General features: G+C 67.3%; 12 protein-coding genes. 6 read left to right on the top strand and 6 right to left on the bottom strand.

What is annotated here, in order from left to right; all coding sequences use genetic code 11:
- Positions 1–28: 28 nt before the first annotated feature.
- Positions 29–781, top strand: coding sequence for a Stp1/IreP family PP2C-type Ser/Thr phosphatase (locus K2R93_12040; protein MBY0490563.1), 753 nt, complete (start codon positions 29–31; stop codon positions 779–781).
- 19 nt (positions 782–800) lie between these two features.
- Positions 801–998: a hypothetical protein gene (locus K2R93_12035; protein MBY0490562.1), complete on the top strand. Its 198-nt coding sequence runs from the start codon at positions 801–803 to the stop codon at positions 996–998.
- On the opposite strand, the gene K2R93_12030 is transcribed toward K2R93_12035, so the two are convergent.
- Positions 991–2,271, bottom strand: a complete 1,281-nt coding sequence (locus K2R93_12030; protein ID MBY0490561.1) for an HD domain-containing protein — start codon at positions 2,269–2,271, stop codon at positions 991–993. The genes K2R93_12035 and K2R93_12030 overlap by 8 nt on opposite strands.
- A 255-nt stretch (positions 2,272–2,526) precedes the next feature.
- On the opposite strand from K2R93_12030, the gene K2R93_12025 reads away from it, so the two are divergent.
- Together K2R93_12025 and K2R93_12020 are read left to right on the top strand one after the other, a co-directional pair.
- Positions 2,527–6,270 (top strand): carboxypeptidase-like regulatory domain-containing protein, encoded by a 3,744-nt coding sequence (locus tag K2R93_12025; GenBank protein MBY0490560.1) that lies wholly within the window; start codon positions 2,527–2,529, stop codon positions 6,268–6,270.
- Between the two features lie 53 nt (positions 6,271–6,323).
- Positions 6,324–8,000, top strand: coding sequence for a hypothetical protein (locus tag K2R93_12020; protein ID MBY0490559.1), 1,677 nt, complete (start codon positions 6,324–6,326; stop codon positions 7,998–8,000).
- A gap of 72 nt (positions 8,001–8,072) precedes the next feature.
- Here the strand turns inward: K2R93_12020 and pckA are convergent, their stop codons facing one another.
- Positions 8,073–9,686: a phosphoenolpyruvate carboxykinase (ATP) gene (pckA, locus tag K2R93_12015; GenBank protein ID MBY0490558.1), complete on the bottom strand. Its 1,614-nt coding sequence runs from the start codon at positions 9,684–9,686 to the stop codon at positions 8,073–8,075.
- 268 nt (positions 9,687–9,954) lie between these two features.
- Here pckA and K2R93_12010 point away from each other — a divergent pair, with 268 nt between their 5' ends.
- Positions 9,955–10,323, top strand: a complete 369-nt coding sequence (locus tag K2R93_12010) for a hypothetical protein (protein ID MBY0490557.1) — start codon at positions 9,955–9,957, stop codon at positions 10,321–10,323.
- Between the two features lie 67 nt (positions 10,324–10,390).
- Entirely contained in the window at positions 10,391–12,667 is a 2,277-nt protein-coding gene (locus K2R93_12005; GenBank protein MBY0490556.1) for a TonB-dependent receptor, read from the top strand.
- 21 nt (positions 12,668–12,688) lie between these two features.
- On the opposite strand, the gene K2R93_12000 is transcribed toward K2R93_12005, so the two are convergent.
- Genes K2R93_12000 through ftsE form a run of 4 tightly spaced genes read right to left on the bottom strand, consistent with a single transcriptional unit; the run spans position 12,689 to position 16,514 of the window.
- Positions 12,689–13,663 (bottom strand): deoxyribonuclease IV, encoded by a 975-nt coding sequence (locus tag K2R93_12000; GenBank protein ID MBY0490555.1) that lies wholly within the window; start codon positions 13,661–13,663, stop codon positions 12,689–12,691.
- Between the two features lie 49 nt (positions 13,664–13,712).
- Complete coding sequence (locus K2R93_11995) at positions 13,713–14,930, bottom strand: peptidoglycan DD-metalloendopeptidase family protein (GenBank protein ID MBY0490554.1); 1,218 nt, start codon at positions 14,928–14,930, stop codon at positions 13,713–13,715.
- Positions 14,927–15,787 carry an ABC transporter permease gene (locus K2R93_11990; GenBank protein MBY0490553.1) on the bottom strand — a complete coding sequence of 287 codons (861 nt, stop codon included), beginning with the start codon at positions 15,785–15,787 and terminating at the stop codon, positions 14,927–14,929. The genes K2R93_11995 and K2R93_11990 overlap by 4 nt, the downstream gene beginning before the upstream one ends.
- Before the next feature lie 16 nt (positions 15,788–15,803).
- A complete protein-coding gene (gene ftsE, locus K2R93_11985) occupies positions 15,804–16,514 on the bottom strand; it encodes a cell division ATP-binding protein FtsE (protein ID MBY0490552.1) in 711 nt (236 codons plus the stop codon).
- Positions 16,515–16,530 lie beyond the last annotated feature (16 nt).

Below are 16,530 nucleotides of genomic sequence, written 5' to 3'. Positions count from 1 at the left end.
CCCCCACGAGACGAATCACCCCACCCACGTGCAGCTTTCTGTCGCCGCCGGTACCGATGTCGGACGCATTCGGGCAGGCAACGAAGACAGTCTTTATGCCGATGCCGATCAGGAGCGCGGGCTCTTCATCGTGGCCGATGGCATGGGCGGGCACGCCGCGGGGGAAGTGGCGAGCGAGATGGCTGTCCAGATCGTGGCCCGCGACCTCACCGACGTCCGCGATGTCGCACAGGACGCCGCCGGCCCCCGAATGGCCGAGGCCCTGAAGGCCGCCAATCGCGCGATCTACGAGCGCACGATCGAGGAAGCGGACAAGCAGGGGATGGGCACCACCGCGTCGTGCCTCATGATGGGGCAGGGGCGCTACCTCATCGGCCACATCGGCGACTCCCGCGTCTACCTGCTGCGGGACGGGGTCTTCCGGCAGGTCACCAAGGACCACTCCTACGTACAGGAGCAGGTTGACGCCGGTTTCCTTACGCCGGAACAGGCGCGCTACCACCCCTACAGCAACGTGATCACCCGGTGCGTGGGGGCCAACGCCGCCGTGGAGGCGGACATCCTCACGGGCGAGATCCAGAACGGCGACCTCTTCCTGGTCGCTTCCGACGGTCTCACCGGCATGGTCGAGGATCCGCAGCTCAAGAAGATCATGGAGTCCCAGCAGACGCCGGGTGCCATGGTGGCGGCCATGATCACCGAGGCGAACCGCCGAGGTGGTCTCGACAATATCACGGCCATCGTCGTGCAGGTCCTTCAGGTGCACGGCAACGCCGCCTGAGGCGGCGTTCCTCGCCCGTATGCCCTCGGAGTCCGTAGGCACCCTCGCCGAGCTCTATCTCGGCAACCTCCTGTACGCGATCGAGCGCTGTGCGCTCTCGCTCGACGAGGAGGGGAAGGGCGTCGAGGCCGCCTTCTACCGCGGCCTCGGCCGCAAGCTGGCCGAGGCGCATGGGCGGAGCCGGACCGAGCCCGCGGCCCCGCCGGCTGCTAGCTGAGCAGCGGTCGACCGTCCGCCAGCCGCTCCCGGACGTCGCTGGCCTCCAGACGGAGTACCGACAGCACCCGATCCGCCGGAACGGGGGCCCGATTGGCGGTGAGAACCCGAAGCCGCCGGGCGCTCCGGTAGAGCTCTTCGCTCAGTCGGGGGAGATTGATGGCCCCATCCCAGCCCGCCGCGGTCAGGTGCTCGACGCGACCGTCGCGCCGCAGCATGGGCAGATCGAGCCCAAGCATCTGGGTCTTGGCGGGATAGTCGAGTAGCACCGCCCCGGACGGGAGCGCGAGCTCCCGGGCGAGCGCGTCCTCCACCTGGCGGGTCAGCGCGTAGTCGGAGGCAATCCACTCGCCGACCTCGTCGCCAAGCGTCGCGGCCGGACACTCGTAGGCGCGCTTGTGCAGCTGGCGTACGCGTATGGCATCGAGCAGCTGCCGGGCCTCCGCGCACAGTGACGGTGTGTCGAGGTGGACGAGCAGTCCTTCATCGGTGAAGCGCGCCACAGCTCGCGAATCGACCGCGCCGGTTTCAATCGCCACCGCGACCAGTCGCTTGTACATCGCCGTGGCGCTGCGCACCGCATGGTGCCAGTACACGTTGCGATACATCTGGTACTTGGCGAACAGCAGGGATTCGAGCGCGGAGAGGCCCTTCTCGTGCACCCCAACGGCACGCGCGCCCTCGCTCGTGCTGACCACCACGAGTGAATTGAGCAGCCGATCGACATCGATCTCGCCGTAGGGGACGCCACACATCGTCGCGTCGCGCTTGAGGTACTCGATCTTGTCCAGATCGATCGACCCCGAGATGAGCCCCTGCAGCGGGTGCGCGCTGCGTCCGGCGATGAGGGCGAAGATCTCCTCGGGGGCCGTTGGGCCGAGCGCGGCCTGCAGATGGTCGGCGATGATACCACTCGTGATCAGCGGGCGGGCGACTTCCTCGTGGTCGGTGACACCGATCTCCTCGAGCGCGTGCGAGAACGGGTAGTGGCCCACGTCATGGAGCAGGGCGGCCGCGCGCACGACCTGCTGGTCGCGGACGCTGATGCCGGCGAGTGCGCCGCGCTCTTCGAGGAGGCGCATGGCCATGCCGGCGAGGTGCCAGGCACCGAGCGCATGCTCGAACCGGGAATGGGTGGCGCCCGGGTAGACCAGGAAGGCCAGGCCGAGCTGGCGCACGTAGCGCAGGCGCTGCACCACGGGCGTCTCGAGCAGGGTGAGCGCCAGCGGGTCGAGCCGGATGTTGTTCCATAGCGGATCACGCAGGATTTCCATGCCCCAAAGATATGGGGTGGGGCTGTCACCGGGTCGTCACCGCCTGAATGGACCCATCGGGACGAACCGCACCCGTATCGCGACCACTGGCGTGTGGGTGCTTCGGGCGGAATCGGGCCGGCGGGTCTTAACGCCGCCCCAACGAATCGCCACGGCTCCGCATATGACCCCCAGAAGGCGCACGCCCTCTTTCTCTGCATTTCCAGCGCGATGGCCGCGCTCGATTCCGTTGGTGACCAGCAAGACCGCCTACTCATGTCTTCACTTTCCGCAGTCATCCGTCGCCTCGTCTGTGTGCTGGCGCTGCTTGTCGCAGGACAAGCAACCGCCAGCGCGCAGAACGTCGACATCATTCGAGGTCGCGTGACCGGGACGGACACGTTGCCGATCGCGAATGTGCTCGTGACGGCCACGACCCTGACCGGCAACGTCAGTCGCACGGCGCGCACCGACAAGAACGGCCGGTACACGATCTCCTTCCCGGGCGGTGAAGGCGACTACTGGGTGACGTTCTCGTCGGTCGGCCTCACGCCGCGTCGCATGCAGGTCAAGCGCACGGCCGATCAGGAAATCCTGATCGCCAATGCGCGCCTGTCGCCGGCGGCGATCGAACTCGCGGCGGTGCAGGTGACGGAACGCGTGGCAGCGTCGCGCTCCGACACGGTCTCCGACGTCTCGGGCACGGAAAAGACGGTGGGTGATGACGTCGCGGCGCTGCTCTCCGCCGAGCAGATGGGCGATCTCGCTGCCATGGCGTCGGCCATTCCCGGTGTCCAGCTGCTCGTCGGCACGGACGGCGGGGCCGACCAGTTTTCGGTGCTGGGCCTCGGCGGCGATCAGAACAACACGCAGCTCAACGGCCTGAACTTCGGCGACGCGAACCTGCCGCGCGATGCGATGGTGACGACGTCGCTCGCCACCGCGCCCTACGATGTGTCGCGTGGCGGCTTCTCCGGTGGCCAGCTCCAGGTGCGCACCCGCTCGGGCTCGAACTTCGTCAGCCGCTCGCTGAGCTCCAATCTCATCGCCCCGTCGCTCCAGTTTGCCGACAAGGCGGGGATCGCGACCGGGCAGCAGTACACCAACCTGTCGCTCGGTGGCTCGGCCAGTGGCCCGATCAAGGCCGACCGCGCGTTCTACAATGGGTCGTTCCAGTTCGACCGCCGCATGCAGGATGTGCAGACGCTGCTGAGCGGCAACGATATCGGATTCCAGACGGCCGGTGTCTCGCCGGACTCGGTGTCGCGCCTGCTGAACATTCTGGGCAGCTCGAACATCCCGGTCACGGTGGGCGACTACTCGTCGCAGCGCATCGTGTCCCGTGGGTCGCTCCTCAGCCAGTTCGACTATGTGCCGCAGAATTCGAAGCGCGGCAGCACGTACTCGTTCACCACGTCGGGGAACTTCACGAATACCTCGCCGGTCGGTGCCGGTGGCGGGTTCGGTGGTTTCGGCGGCGGGGCGGCGAGCCTCTTCACGCCGTCGCGTGATGGCACGCGTCTCAACTACAGCGGCTCCACGCAGCTCCGGCACAGCGGGCAGGTCGGCTGGGGCGGCCTCTTCACCGAAACGACGCTCGGCTACAGCGCCAGCAAGAGCCAGTCGGATCCGTACCTCACGCTGCCGTCGGGCATCGTGCGGGTGAACTCCGACCTCAGCGACGGGTCCGCGTCGGTGAGCAACCTGCTCTTCGGCGGCTCGCCGAGCCTCAACGTGGGCAGCGGCAACTCCTCGCTGGCCTTCAACAACACGCTGTCCTGGTTCTCGGCGAGCAACCGCCATCGCGTAAAGCTCACGACCGAGCTGCGCCGTGATGCGTTCTCGCAGGACTTCACGAACAACGAGTGGGGAACGTTCAGCTTCAACTCACTGGCGGATCTGCAGGCGAACAAGCCGGCGTCGTTCACCCGCACGCTGACGCCGCGCACGCGGACCGGCAACCAGATCGTGGGGGCAATGTCGCTGGGTGATGCCTGGCGCCCGACCAACGATCTGCAGGTCCAGTACGGTGTGCGCGTGGACGGCAATCACTTTGGCCGGGCGCCGCAGTACAACGCGGATGTGGAGAGCAAGTTCGGCGTGGACAATGCCTACGCCCCGAACAAGCTCTACGTCAGCCCGCGCATCGGCTTCTCGTGGACGCTCGGTCAGGCCGACCAGATGGCGCTGCTCCCCGGCATGATCCGCGCCCCGCGGGCGGTCATCCGCGGCGGTATCGGTCTGTTCCAGAACATGCCGGGCACGCAGCTCATGTCGAACGCCATCGACAACACCGGTCTGCCGAACGCCCCGCTGCAGCTCAACTGCATCGGTGCGGCGACGCCGATCCCGAACTGGACGCAGTACGCGGCCAACACGACCAACATCCCGAGCGCCTGCGCCGACGGCACGAACGGCACCATCTTCTCGGCCTCCACGCCGAACGTCACGCTCTTCTCGCAGGACTATCTCGCGCAGCGGGCCCTGCGCTCGAACCTGTCGTGGTCGGGCGCCATTCTGAAGAACCGCCTCACGGCGACGATCGACGCGACCTATTCGCGCAATCAGTTCCAGCAGGGCTTCGTGGACATGAACTTCCCGGGCATCCAGGGGTTCACGCTGGCGAATGAAGGCAACCGCCCGGTCTACGTGACGCCGACCGCCATCGTGCCCACGACGGGCCAGATCGCCTGGCGCCAGGCCCGCAAGGTGGACGCCTACGGCCGCGTGACGCAGCAGACGTCGAATCTCGAGTCGGAGAGTCGGCAGCTGACCTTCAGCCTGCGCCCGCTCCAGTTCAATTCGCAGTGGAGCTGGAACGTGTCCTACGTGCTGGCCGACGTGCGCGAAGAGTACCTCGGCTTCAACAGCACCGTGGGGCTGCCGTTGGGCACCGAGTGGTCGCGAGGGACGAACTTCGCCCGGCATCAGATCCAGTACTCGCTCAGCTACAACTTCTTCGACGCGGTGCGCGTGCAGTGGGGCGGCAACTTCCGCTCGGGGATCAACTACACGCCGACGGTCAATCAGGACATCAACGGCGACAGCTACGGCAACGACCGGGCGTTCGTCTTCGATCCGACCAAGGTCAGCGATCCGACCCTGCAGGCCGGTCTGAACAACCTGCTGGCGACGGGTACCAAGGAAGCGGTGAGCTGCCTCCGCAGCCAGATGGGCGGCTTTGCGGCGCGCAACTCGTGTCAGGGGCCCTGGACGATGTCCGGCAACCTGAACATCAACTTCAACTCGCTCAAGATCGGGCTCCCGCAGCGCGCGAATCTCTCGCTGCAGATCGCGAATCCGCTCAACGGGCTCGATCGCCTGATCAACGGCGACGACAACCTCAAGGGCTGGGGCTCGAACCCGGCGCCGGACGGCCGCCTGCTGTACGTGCGTGGCTTTGACCCGGTCACCAACAGCTTCAAGTACGAAGTGAACGAGCGCTTCGGCTCGACGCGCCCGCAGCAGACGACGATCCGCGCCAACCCCACCGCGATCACGGCGCAGCTGCGGTGGGACGTGGGGCCGACGCGCGAGCAGCAGCAGCTCCTGCAGCAGCTCGATCGTGGGCGCACCCGGTCCGGCAACAAGCCGAGCCTGCAGCAACTGCGTGGGACGGCGAACGTGGGGCTGATCAACCCGATGCAGCAGCTGCTGCAGCAGGCGGATACGCTCAAGCTGACCCGCAAGCAGGCCGACAGCCTGGCGACGCTCAATCGCCTGTACATCCTCAAGAGCGACAGCATCTGGACGCCGGTGGCGAAGTTCCTCTCCGAGCTGCCCGATCGCTACAACCACGACGACGCGTATCACCGCTACAAGAAGGCGCGTGAGCAGTCGATCGATATCCTCATCGCGATCGCGCCGGGGATCCGCCAGATGCTGACGCCGGCCCAGATCCGGATCCTGCCGACGACGGTGGTGAACTTCCTCGACAAGCGCTCGCTGACCGGTCTGCGCTCGGGAACGGCCGGCAACAACCGCTTCGCCGGTGGTGGCTTCGGCGGCGGGATGCGCTGACCATGACGCTTCCTTCTGATTTTTCGACTCTTCGACCGACGAGGTCTTCCCGCATGAACTCGCGAGTCTTCTCCGCTGGCGCGCTGCTTCTGGCTGCGCCGGCGGTACTCGAGGCGCAGAACGCGGCGCCCAAGCCGGCGGCGCCGGCCATTCCCCTGCGCGAGACCACCCCGGTCCTCGCGCGGAGCGACAAGCCACTCGGTGGCGTGAGCATGCTGCGCACGCTCTCTGACGGCTCGGTCTTCGTGAACGACGCCGGCAAGCGCCAGCTGCTCAAGCTCGACGCGAACCTCAAGCGCGTGGCCGTGGTGGCCGATACCGCGCCCGGCGCGCTCATGCCGTACGGGCAGCGGCCGATCGGCCTGATGCCTTTCCTGGGCGACACCACCCTGGTCGTGGATCCGTCCACGATGTCGCTGGTGGTGCTCAACAAGGACGGCAAGACGGTGCGCGTGATGGCCTCGCCGCGAACCAACGACATCAACACGCTCTCCACGATCAACCTCGGCACCAACGCGTTCGACGCGAAGGGGCGCATGTACTATCGCCAAGGCAATTCCGGTGGCGGTGGCGGCATGGGGATGCTCTTCGGCGGCGGCGACAACAATCGTGGCGGCCGCGGTGGCAATCCGGGTGGTCAGGGAGGCCAGCAGGGCGGTCAGAATCGCGGCGGCCAGCAGCAGGGGCGCGGCGGTGACGGCGGTTTTGGCGGCGGTTTCGGCGGCGGTGGCTTTGGCGGTGGCCAGGGCGGGCAGGGCGGCTTTGGTGGTGGCCCGGGTGGTCCCGGCGGCCGCGGCTTCAATCCTGGCAATCAGCCGGATTCGGTCCCGATCGTTCGCGTGGACTTCGATACGCGCAAGGCGGACACGATCACGTTCGTGAAGGTCCCGAAGAACGAAACGCAGATGACGCGTGGTGAAGACGGGCAGATGCGCTTCACGATGAAGATCAATCCGCTGCCGCAGGCCGACGACTGGGCGCTGCTGTCGGATGGCACGGTGGCGGTCATGCGCGTGCTCGACTATCACGTCGACTACTACACGCCCGAGGGCAAGCACATCGCCTCGGAGAAGCTGCCGTACGACTGGAAGCAGATCACCGACGAGGACAAGTCCAAGCTGGTGGACTCGCTCAAGTCGATGGCCAACGCGTTCATGAACCGCGGTAACAACAACAACGGCGCGCCGCGCATGATCGTCGAGCCGATCGCGGCCGAGAAGTTGCCCGACTTCTATCCGCCGGTGCGGCAGGGGTCGAGCATCGCCGACCGCAACGGGAATCTCTGGGTACTGCCGACGACGTCGAGCCTCTCGGCGCAGCTGGCCGCGCAGATGAATCCGATGATGGGCGGGGGCATGGGTCGCGGTGGCTTCGGCGGCCCGCCGGGGGGTGGTCCTCCGGGTGGTGGTCCGCCGGCGGGTGGGCCGCCGGCTGGTGGTGACCGTGGCAACCGCGGCGGCCCGCCGGCCACTGGCGGGGCGCCGGCGGGGGCACCCGCCGCGCCGCGCGACACCACCGGTGGGCGTGGCGGCGTGCCGTTGGCCATGATGGCCGCACTCATGAACCAGCCGCCGCAGGTGTACGACGTGGTGAACCGCGAGGGCAAGCTGATCGAGCGCGTGAAGCTCCCGGGTGGTCGCCAGATTGCGGGCTTCGGCCCCGATGGCCTGATCTATCTCGTGGCGCGCGAAGGGCGCGACATCTACCTCGAGACGGTGCGCCTCAAGTAACGGCGGAACGAAATGCGAAGGCCGCGATGAACAGCGTGTTCATCGCGGCCTTCGTGCGTTTGGGGCTGGCGCTTAGCGCGGACCGGCGCCCAGAATCTCGTTCGAGACGGCGCTGCCGAACTTCTTGATGTTCTCCCGGAACATCTCGGCGAGCTTCGACGCCTGCGTGTCGTACGCCGCCCCGTCGCTCCAGGTGCGGCGCGGGTCGAGCACTTCGCTCGGCACGCCCGCCACGCTCCCTGGGATGTGCAGCCCGAAGATCGGATCGGTGCTGTACTGCGCCCCTGCCAGCGAGCCATTGAGGGCGGCGCGCACCATGGCGCGCGTGTACGACAGCTTCATGCGGTTGCCCACCCCGTACGGGCCGCCACTCCAGCCGGTGTTCACCAGCCAGACCTGCGAGCCATGCTGCTTGAGCAGCTGGCCGAGCATCTCGGCGTACTTGGTCGGGTGCCACACCAGGAACACGGCGCCGAAGCAGGCCGAGAAGGTGGCCTGCGGCTCGGTCACGCCACGCTCGGTGCCGGCGACCTTGGCGGTGTAGCCCGAGAGGAAATAGTACATCGCCTGCTCGGGGGTGAGCTTGGCGATCGGGGGCAGCACGCCGAACGCGTCGGCGGTCAGGAACACCACGTTCTTGGGATGCCCGCCACGGCCGTTCGGCACGTGGTTCTTGATGTAGTGCAGCGGGTACGACGCGCGGGTGTTCTCCGTGATGCTCTGGTTCGCAAAGTCGACCGTGCGGGCCGGCTCATGCAGCACCACGTTCTCGAGGATGGTGCCGAACATCTGCGTCGTCTGGAAGATGTCGGGCTCGTTCTCCGCCGAGAGGTTGATCACCTTGGCGTAGCAGCCGCCTTCAAAGTTGAAGGTGCCGTCGGGGCTCCAGCCATGCTCGTCATCGCCGATCAGGTTGCGCTCCGGATCGGCCGAGAGCGTCGTCTTGCCGGTGCCCGAGAGGCCGAAGAAGAGTGCCGTGTCGCCGCCCTTGCCGATGTTTGCCGAGCAGTGCATCGAGAGGATCCCCTGCTTGGGCAGGAGGTAGTTCATGACGGTGAACATCGCCTTCTTGAGCTCACCGGCGTAACGCGTCCCGCCGATCAGGATGGCGCGCTCGGCGAGGTTGAGCACGATGAACGTGCCGGTGCGCGTGCCGTGCTTCGCCGGTTCGGCCTGGAACTCAGGGGCGTGATACACCGTGAAGTTGGGCGCAAACGACGCGAGCTCTTCCAGCGCCGGCCGGATGAACATGTTCCGCACGAACGCCGCATGCCATGCGTTGGGCAGGATGTAGCGCACCGACAGGCGCGTGCCCGGATCGGCGCCGCAGTACAGGTCCTGCACGAACAGTTCGGGGCGGTTGTTCAGGTACGCCTGCACATCGGCCTTGAGCGCGGCCCAGTGCTCGGGCGCGATCGGCTGGTTGACCTTGCCCCAATCCACATCGGCTTCGCTGTTCGGCTCCTTCACCACGAACTTGTCGTTCGGCGAACGGCCCGTGTGCGGCGAGGTGACGGCCACGAAGGGGCCCATGTCGGCGAGCACCCCCTCCTGACGGCGCGCGGCATTCTCGATCAGTTCGGGCGCGACGAGGTTCCAGTGCACCTGGCCCTGCGGGTGAATGCCCTGCGGGGCGAGTCCGTCGGCGCTCGAGCGCGCGGGCGTCGGGGAGATCTGTGTCGCCATGCGTGCGACCCTCATGGAAAGCGGAGAGCGGCTCCCGACCCCCGATCGGGGCGGGACCGCGTGACTGGCGGGAGCGAAGGAATACGTTTTCCGGCTTCGGCAGCCGTTCGGGCGCCGTTCCACCGAAACCTGAAATGTGTCTGAGCAAGACGTCGCGCTCAAGCGCCGGGCAACACCAAGGCCACTGTGGGGTTACCACCGAAATCGCATCGCCTGCTGCGCAACCGTTGCGTTTCATTCCCGGAATGGAGAGTTTCCCGCCGATCCGATGACCGTTCTCGCACGCACCCTGAGCCGCCACGGGCGGGACTGGGCGCGCCAGCTGCTCTTTGCGCTGGCGTGCCTGCAGGTGTTTGCGCCCGCTGCGGCCGCCGTGGCGGATGCGTGGCGCGCGGATCAGCGCACGCCGTACGCCCATGTGGAAGCGCAGGGGGCCACCGGCTGCGCCATGGTGCACGGCGACGATTGCCTGCTGTGCGCGATTGCCACGAACGTGCAGGCGCGTCCGGCCAGCGTCATGCCGCTGCCGTCGGCGCTGGCGGCGCAGTCCGCGCCGGTCGCGGCCACCTGTGCGCCCGCCGCGGCACCGCGCCTCCCCCACGCCTCCTCGCGCGCCCCGCCGTCGCGCCTCGGCTGATCCTGTGGTCTGCTCCGCCGTCATCGGACGGCGTTGAGCTGTTCGTCAACATCTCCCGAGGAATTCCATGCGTGTTTATCAGCACGCGGTCCTGCTGCTCGGCGTCAGCCTGAGCGCGACCGCTGTTTCGGCACAGACCCGCCCCCTGTCGGCCGTCGCATCAACGCCGCGCCCCGCCGTGCCGTTTGAAGCCACCGTCATCGGTGTCGTGAAGGACACCGCCGGCGCCCCGCTCGCCAACGTGCAGGTCGTCGTGAGCGGCGCCAACCGCAGCGCCCTCACCGACGAGCGCGGCGAGTTCGTTTTCAAGGGGTTGCCGGCCGGGACCTATCACCTCGACCTCATTCGCATCGGCTACTCGAGTGCGCACCAGGTGATCACGGTGCCGTCGAATGGCCCCGACGTGCGCGTGTCGATCGTCATGCGCGTCACCACGGTCCGCTTGTCCAGCGTGAACGTTACGGCCACGCCCACCGGCACCGACCCGCTCGATGTCACGCAGGCCACGGTGCAGCTCTCGGGCAAGGAATTGCAGCGCTCCCTCAGCACCTCCATCGGCACCACGCTCGCCAAGGAGCCGGGCATGGCGACGCGCTTCAACGGTCCGATGGCCGCCACGCCGGTCATTCGCGGCCTCACCGGCGAGCGCGTGCTCGTGCTGCAGGATGGCGACCGCGCCGGTGATCTCTCGAGCGCGGCGGCCGACCACATGAACGCCGTCGATCCGAGCAGCGCCGAGCGTATCGAAGTGATTCGCGGACCGGCGTCGCTGCTCTACGGCAACAACGCGCTGGGTGGTGTGGTGAACGTGATCTCGTCGGATATCCCGACCACCATTCCGTCGCGGTTCAGCGGCTACGTGCTGGGCCAGGGTGAGACGGCCACCCCGGGCGGCGTCGTGAACGCCGGCGTCACGGTGCCGGTGAACGAGCGCTTCGCCTTCACGATGCGTGGCGGTGCGCGTGACTTCTCCAACATGCGGGTCGGTGGTGGCGCGACGCAGGACAACACCAACGGCAACACGCAGAACGGTACCGTGGGGGCGGGCTACGTCGGGCCGCACGCGCAGGTCGGCGTGGTCTATCGCCAGATGGACTTCAACTATGGGCTGCCGTACGCCGCCGGCGACGAAGCGGTGCGCATCGATGGCGTGCGTCGCTCCACGGCGCTGCAGGGCACCTTCCACACCGGCCTCGCCGCACTGCCGAGCGTACGGGTGGATCAGACGGTGCAGTGGTATAACCATGCGGAAATCGAGGAAGACGGCGCCATCGGCACGCGCTTCCGCCTGAATACGCAGACCACGAACATCACGGCGCGCACGCAGGTGGGGCGCGCCACCGGTGCCATCGGCCTGCAGGGGCTCTTCCGGCAGTATCAGCCTACGGGCGATGAGGCGTTCACGCCGGCTGCCAACAACGACAACGTCGCCGCCTTTGTCTACCAGGAGCTCGCGCTCACGAGCGGCCAGCGCAGCCCCAAACTGCAGCTGGGCGCGCGCCTCGATCGCTTCTCCATCGATACCAAGCCGGGCGACGAGGCGGCCCGCTTTGGCGGCCCCGTCTCGCGTTCGTTCAATAACCTGGCCAGCTCCATCGGTCTGAGCCTGCCCGTCGCCGACGGCGTCTCGTTCACCGCCAATGCGTCCCGCGGTTTCCGCGCGCCGGCAGTCGAGGAGCTCTACGCCAATGGCTACCACGCCGCGGTCGGCACCTTCGACGTCGGCAACGACGACCTCAAGGCCGAGAAGGCCACCGGCCTCGAGTCGGCCATTCGCGTGCAGAACGCCAAGTCGTTCGGTAGCCTCGGCGTCTATCTCAATCGGATCGACAACTACATCACGCCGGTCGCGAACGGCACCGAGAATGTGGACGGCAACCAGGTGCCCAAGGTGACCTTCACCGGCCGCAATGCGCAGCTGGCCGGCATCGAGGGGCAGTTCGAAACGAAGCTCGTGGGCAAGCTGGTGGGTGGCGCGATGGGCGACTACACGCGCGCCAGCATCCGGGGCTCCAACGACGTCCTGCCGTTCATTCCGGCCGGCCGTCTCGGCGGCTCGCTCCGCTACGACGACGGCAAGCTGAGCTTCGGTGGTGATGTGCGTCGGGTCTTCAAGCAGGACCGCGTGACCAACGACGAGCTCGATGTCGCTACCGCCGCCTATACGCTGGTGGATCTGAGCGCGTCGTACCTGCTCACCGTGATGGGGCGCCAAGTGCACTCGCTCACGCTGCGCGTGGACAATGCGCTCGATGAGGCGTATCGCGACGCGACCAGCCGCATCAAGCGCTTTGCGTACAACCCGGGGCGCAACATTGCCCTCGTGTACAAGGTGCTGTACTAAGCCGCGTCGCGCCGCGGCGGGTCAGCCCGCCGCGTAGCGTCGCAGGAGCGCCAGCATGCGCCCGTCGGTTTCGGCGGGCGCATCGCCTTTGGGGGTCTCGATGACCTTGGGGATGTGTGCCAGGCGCTCGTCGGTCATGATGCGACGGAACGCCTCGCCACCAATCGTCCCTTCGGCGATCAGCTCATGGCGATCGAGGTGCGAGCCCAGTTTGGCCTTCGAGTCGTTGAGGTGCAGGCAGCCAAGGGTCTCGAAGCCCAGCCTGTCGCCGAACTGCGCCCAGACGCCGTCGTAGTCGGTTACGAGGTCGTAGCCTGCCGCCCAGATGTGCGCGGTGTCGAGGCAGACGCCCACACGCCCGCGGAGATGCGCCGGGATGCGTGCGAGCAGGTCGGCCATCTCCTCGAACGTGGAGCCAAGCACGGTGCCCTGCCCAGCGGTGAGCTCCATGAGGAGCCGCGTTGGCCCCGGCTCGGCTTCGAGTGCCTGCGTGATGCCGTCCGCGTTGCGCGCGAGCCCACTCGCGCGGTCGTCCATGTAGTTGCCGGGGTGCGACACGAGTGCGTCGAGACCCAGCGCATGGCAGCGCCGCAACTCGGCGCGGAAGCTTTCGATGGAGCGCTCACGCAGCGCCGCATCGGGCGAGGCGAGATTGATCAGATATGAATCGTGCGCGCAGGTCCACCGCACGGTGGTCGCTGTCATCGCGGTCGTGTAGCGGTCCGCTTCGTCCGCCTCGATATCGCGCTCGAGCCAGCGGTTGGCCTGCTTGGTGAAGATCTGCGAACCGGTCGCACTGATTTCGCGCGCCCGCGCCGCGGCTTCCCATGTCCCACCGGCGATGGAGACGTGCGCCCCCAGCGGGGCACGGTCCTTCGTATGGTCACCCGCATCCACCACAATCGGCGCATCAATCGGCGGCGCCTTGGGGCTGGGGGCTTTGCGGGTGGACGGCTTCTTGGCGGCGGGCTTGGGTGCGGCTTTCTTGGCAGGCATGCGCGAAAACTACTGAACGACCGGCAAAGGGCCACGAAGGGCCTGAAGGCTACCGCTGCGCCCGCAGCCACTCGAGCGGATCGACGGCGCGCCCCTTGGGGCGGATCTCGAAGTGGAGATGCGGCGGCAAGTCGGGGTCGGTCGCGCCCACGGTGCCCACCACCGCGCCCTTGGCGATCTGCTGCCCCTTCTTCACGTCGATCCGGGCGAGCGAGCCGTACACCGAGTAGTCGCCGCCGCCGTGTTGCACGATCACGGTGGGGCCGTAGGTGCCCACGTTGTCGGCCAGCACCACCTCACCGGCGGCGATGGAGCGCACCGGCGTGCCCGTGTTGGCGCTGATCCCCATGCCGTTCCAGCGCGTCGTGGTGTTGTTCGGGTTGATCACGCGCCCGAAGCGATAGAGCACGCCCCCGTCCACCGGCCAATCGAGCTTGCCCAGGTCACTGGTCCGAATCGTACTGGGCGCGGCCGGGCGCGCATTGGGCGTCATCTCGGCGCGGCGACGGGCCGTTTCGAGATTCGCCAGCACGCTCGCAATGCGGGATTCGTCGCGCGCCAGCTGCTGCAGCCGCTCGCGTGTTTGGGCGGCGCTCCGCTGCACCTGCGTGAGGCTCGCCTGCCGCCGGTTCTCGAGGTTGGCCAGCCGACTCGCTTCGCGCGCCTTCTCCTGGCGGTTGCGCTCGACTTCGTCCTGCAGCTGCACGAGCAGCAGGCGCTGCTTGATGATCTTGTCGCGCAGCCCCTCCACGCGCCGCACCATGCCGCGGTCGTGGAGCGCCAACTCGTGCAGGTACTTGTAGCGCGCCACCAGGTTGGCAAAGCTCTGCGCGGAGAGCATGGCTTCCACATCGTACAGGCTGCCGCGCTTGTAGATCTCCACCATGCGCCGCTGGAGCCCCGAGCGCTTGTCGGTGAGCTCCTGCTCAGCCTGGACCAGCCCCTTGCCGGCGCGCGCCACTTCGTCATTGATCGTTTCGAGCTGCTGATCGAGGGCCTGCACGAGCCGGCGCGTCGTCTGGCGCTGCGCCTCGAGGTTGTTCACCTCATCGGCCAGGGTGCGCGCGCTCCGCTGGAGCTCGTTCATCTTTTCTTCAAGATCGCTGCGCTCGCGGCGAAGACGCGCCAGTTCATCCTGCTGCGCCCGCAGGCGCTGCTCGGCGGTCTGCGCGGGGGGCTGGGCACCACCGGCCTGGGCGCGGGCCGTCACCGGCAGCGCACAGAGCAGGGCACGGCAGCACAACCGCCAGTACCGCCGCCCCATCATGCGTCGCGCCAGACCTGACGCAGGTGGCGTCCGACCGACAGCCAGCTGCCGATGAAGCCCAGCACGCCGCCGGCCAAGATCCCCAGCGCGATCTGGTTCGCGTGGAAGAACTCGGCCTTCATGAGCAGGCGGGTCACGAGCTGGCTGGTCACGTAGGTCAGACCCACCGCCAGTATGCCACCGGCGATCCCCTTGAAGAGCCCGTCGAGCAGATACGGCAGCCGCACGAACCAGTTGGTGGCCCCGACCAGCCGCATGATCTCGATCTCGCGCGTGCGCGCCAGGATCGACATGCGAATGGTGGAGCCAATGATGATCACCGCCACGAACGCGAACACACTCCCCAGCACGGTCGCGGCAATGCCGGCCACGGTGCGGATCTTGTACAGCTTTTCCACCCACTCGCGGCCGTAGCGTACTTCTTCCACGATCGGATACGTCTGCAGCCGGCGCGACACCGCCTGCACGGTGGCCGGGTCACGCTTTCCCTCGCGCAGCCGGATCTCCACCGAGGCCGGGAGCATGGCGCCGTCCATCACGTCGCGGAACTCTTCGAGTTCGGATTTGGCGCGAATCAGCGCCGAGTCGGGGGTGACATAGCCGATGTCGGCGACTTCGGGCACCTTGGCCACGCCGCGCATCAACTCGTCGACCTGGGCATCCTTGGTGCCATCCATCAGGAAGGCGCGAATCTCGACGCGATCTTCCACGCTGCGGAGCGCGCTCTGAATGTTGAGCGCCACCAGCCCGAACAGCCCGAAGGCGAACAGCGAAAAGCCGATGGTGACGACGCCCAGCAGCGACAACAGCGGCGCGCGCTTGAAGGCGAGCAGCAGCTCGCGGAAGGCAAGTCTCATGACCGGGGCTCCCGCTTCATCGCTTGGCCCGCATGTCGGCCTTCAGGCGCGCCACGTCGGTCCCGTCGAAGACCAGCTCGCCCTTGTCGAGTTCGATGAACCGCTGCCCCGAGCGCTCAATCATGCTGATGTCGTGCGACGCCATCAGCACGGCCGTGCCGCGCGCATTGATTTCGCGGAGCAGGAGGTAGATGGCGTGTGTCGCCCGGTCATCGAGATTGCCGGTGGGTTCGTCGGCGAGGAGCAGGAAGGGGTCGTTGGCGAGCGCCCGGGCGATTGCCACCCGCTGCTGCTCACCGCCAGAGAGTTCGTGCGGATACGCGGTGGCCTTGGAGGCCAGCCCCACCTGCGTGAGGAGTCGCGCCACCTTGTTGCCGATCTGTCCGTGCGACGCGCCGGTGACTTCGAGCGCGAACGCAACGTTCTGTTCGGCGGTGCGATCGGGGAGCAGCCGGAAGTCCTGGAATACGATTCCCAGCCGGCGGCGCAGGTGGGGGATCTCGCGCTTCTTGATGGAGGCGCTGGAGTAGCCGGAGACGCGCACTTCGCCGCTCGACGGGCGCTCCTCCATGGAGAGCATGCGGAGCAGCGTCGTCTTCCCCGCGCCGCTGTGGCCCACGAGAAAGACAAACTCCCCCTTGTTCATCTCGAAGGACACGTTGCGCAGGGCATGGCCCGAGCGCGGGTAGTCCTTGGAAACGTTGGAGACGCGAAGAATGCCAGACATGCCGTGATCTGAAAGG

Source organism: Gemmatimonadaceae bacterium (assembly GCA_019752115.1).
Taxonomy (GTDB): domain Bacteria; phylum Gemmatimonadota; class Gemmatimonadetes; order Gemmatimonadales; family Gemmatimonadaceae; genus Gemmatimonas.
The sequence above is the reverse complement of the archived record's forward strand: the minus strand, read 5'-3'. Positions and strand labels throughout refer to the sequence as shown.

Excerpts from the sequence above, each read along its gene's own strand:
- K2R93_12010 (MBY0490557.1), top strand. The coding sequence starts at position 9,955 with ATGACCGTTCTCGCACGCACCCTGAGCCGCCACGGGCGGGACTGGGCG.
- K2R93_11995 (MBY0490554.1), bottom strand. The coding sequence starts at position 14,930 with ATGATGGGGCGGCGGTACTGGCGGTTGTGCTGCCGTGCCCTGCTCTGT.
- K2R93_12025 (MBY0490560.1), top strand. The coding sequence starts at position 2,527 with ATGTCTTCACTTTCCGCAGTCATCCGTCGCCTCGTCTGTGTGCTGGCG.
- ftsE (MBY0490552.1), bottom strand. The coding sequence starts at position 16,514 with ATGTCTGGCATTCTTCGCGTCTCCAACGTTTCCAAGGACTACCCGCGC.
- pckA (MBY0490558.1), bottom strand. The coding sequence starts at position 9,686 with ATGGCGACACAGATCTCCCCGACGCCCGCGCGCTCGAGCGCCGACGGA.
- K2R93_12030 (MBY0490561.1), bottom strand. The coding sequence starts at position 2,271 with ATGGAAATCCTGCGTGATCCGCTATGGAACAACATCCGGCTCGACCCG.
- K2R93_11990 (MBY0490553.1), bottom strand. The coding sequence starts at position 15,787 with ATGAGACTTGCCTTCCGCGAGCTGCTGCTCGCCTTCAAGCGCGCGCCG.
- K2R93_12005 (MBY0490556.1), top strand. The coding sequence starts at position 10,391 with ATGCGTGTTTATCAGCACGCGGTCCTGCTGCTCGGCGTCAGCCTGAGC.
- K2R93_12020 (MBY0490559.1), top strand. The coding sequence starts at position 6,324 with ATGAACTCGCGAGTCTTCTCCGCTGGCGCGCTGCTTCTGGCTGCGCCG.
- K2R93_12035 (MBY0490562.1), top strand. The coding sequence starts at position 801 with ATGCCCTCGGAGTCCGTAGGCACCCTCGCCGAGCTCTATCTCGGCAAC.
- K2R93_12000 (MBY0490555.1), bottom strand. The coding sequence starts at position 13,663 with ATGCCTGCCAAGAAAGCCGCACCCAAGCCCGCCGCCAAGAAGCCGTCC.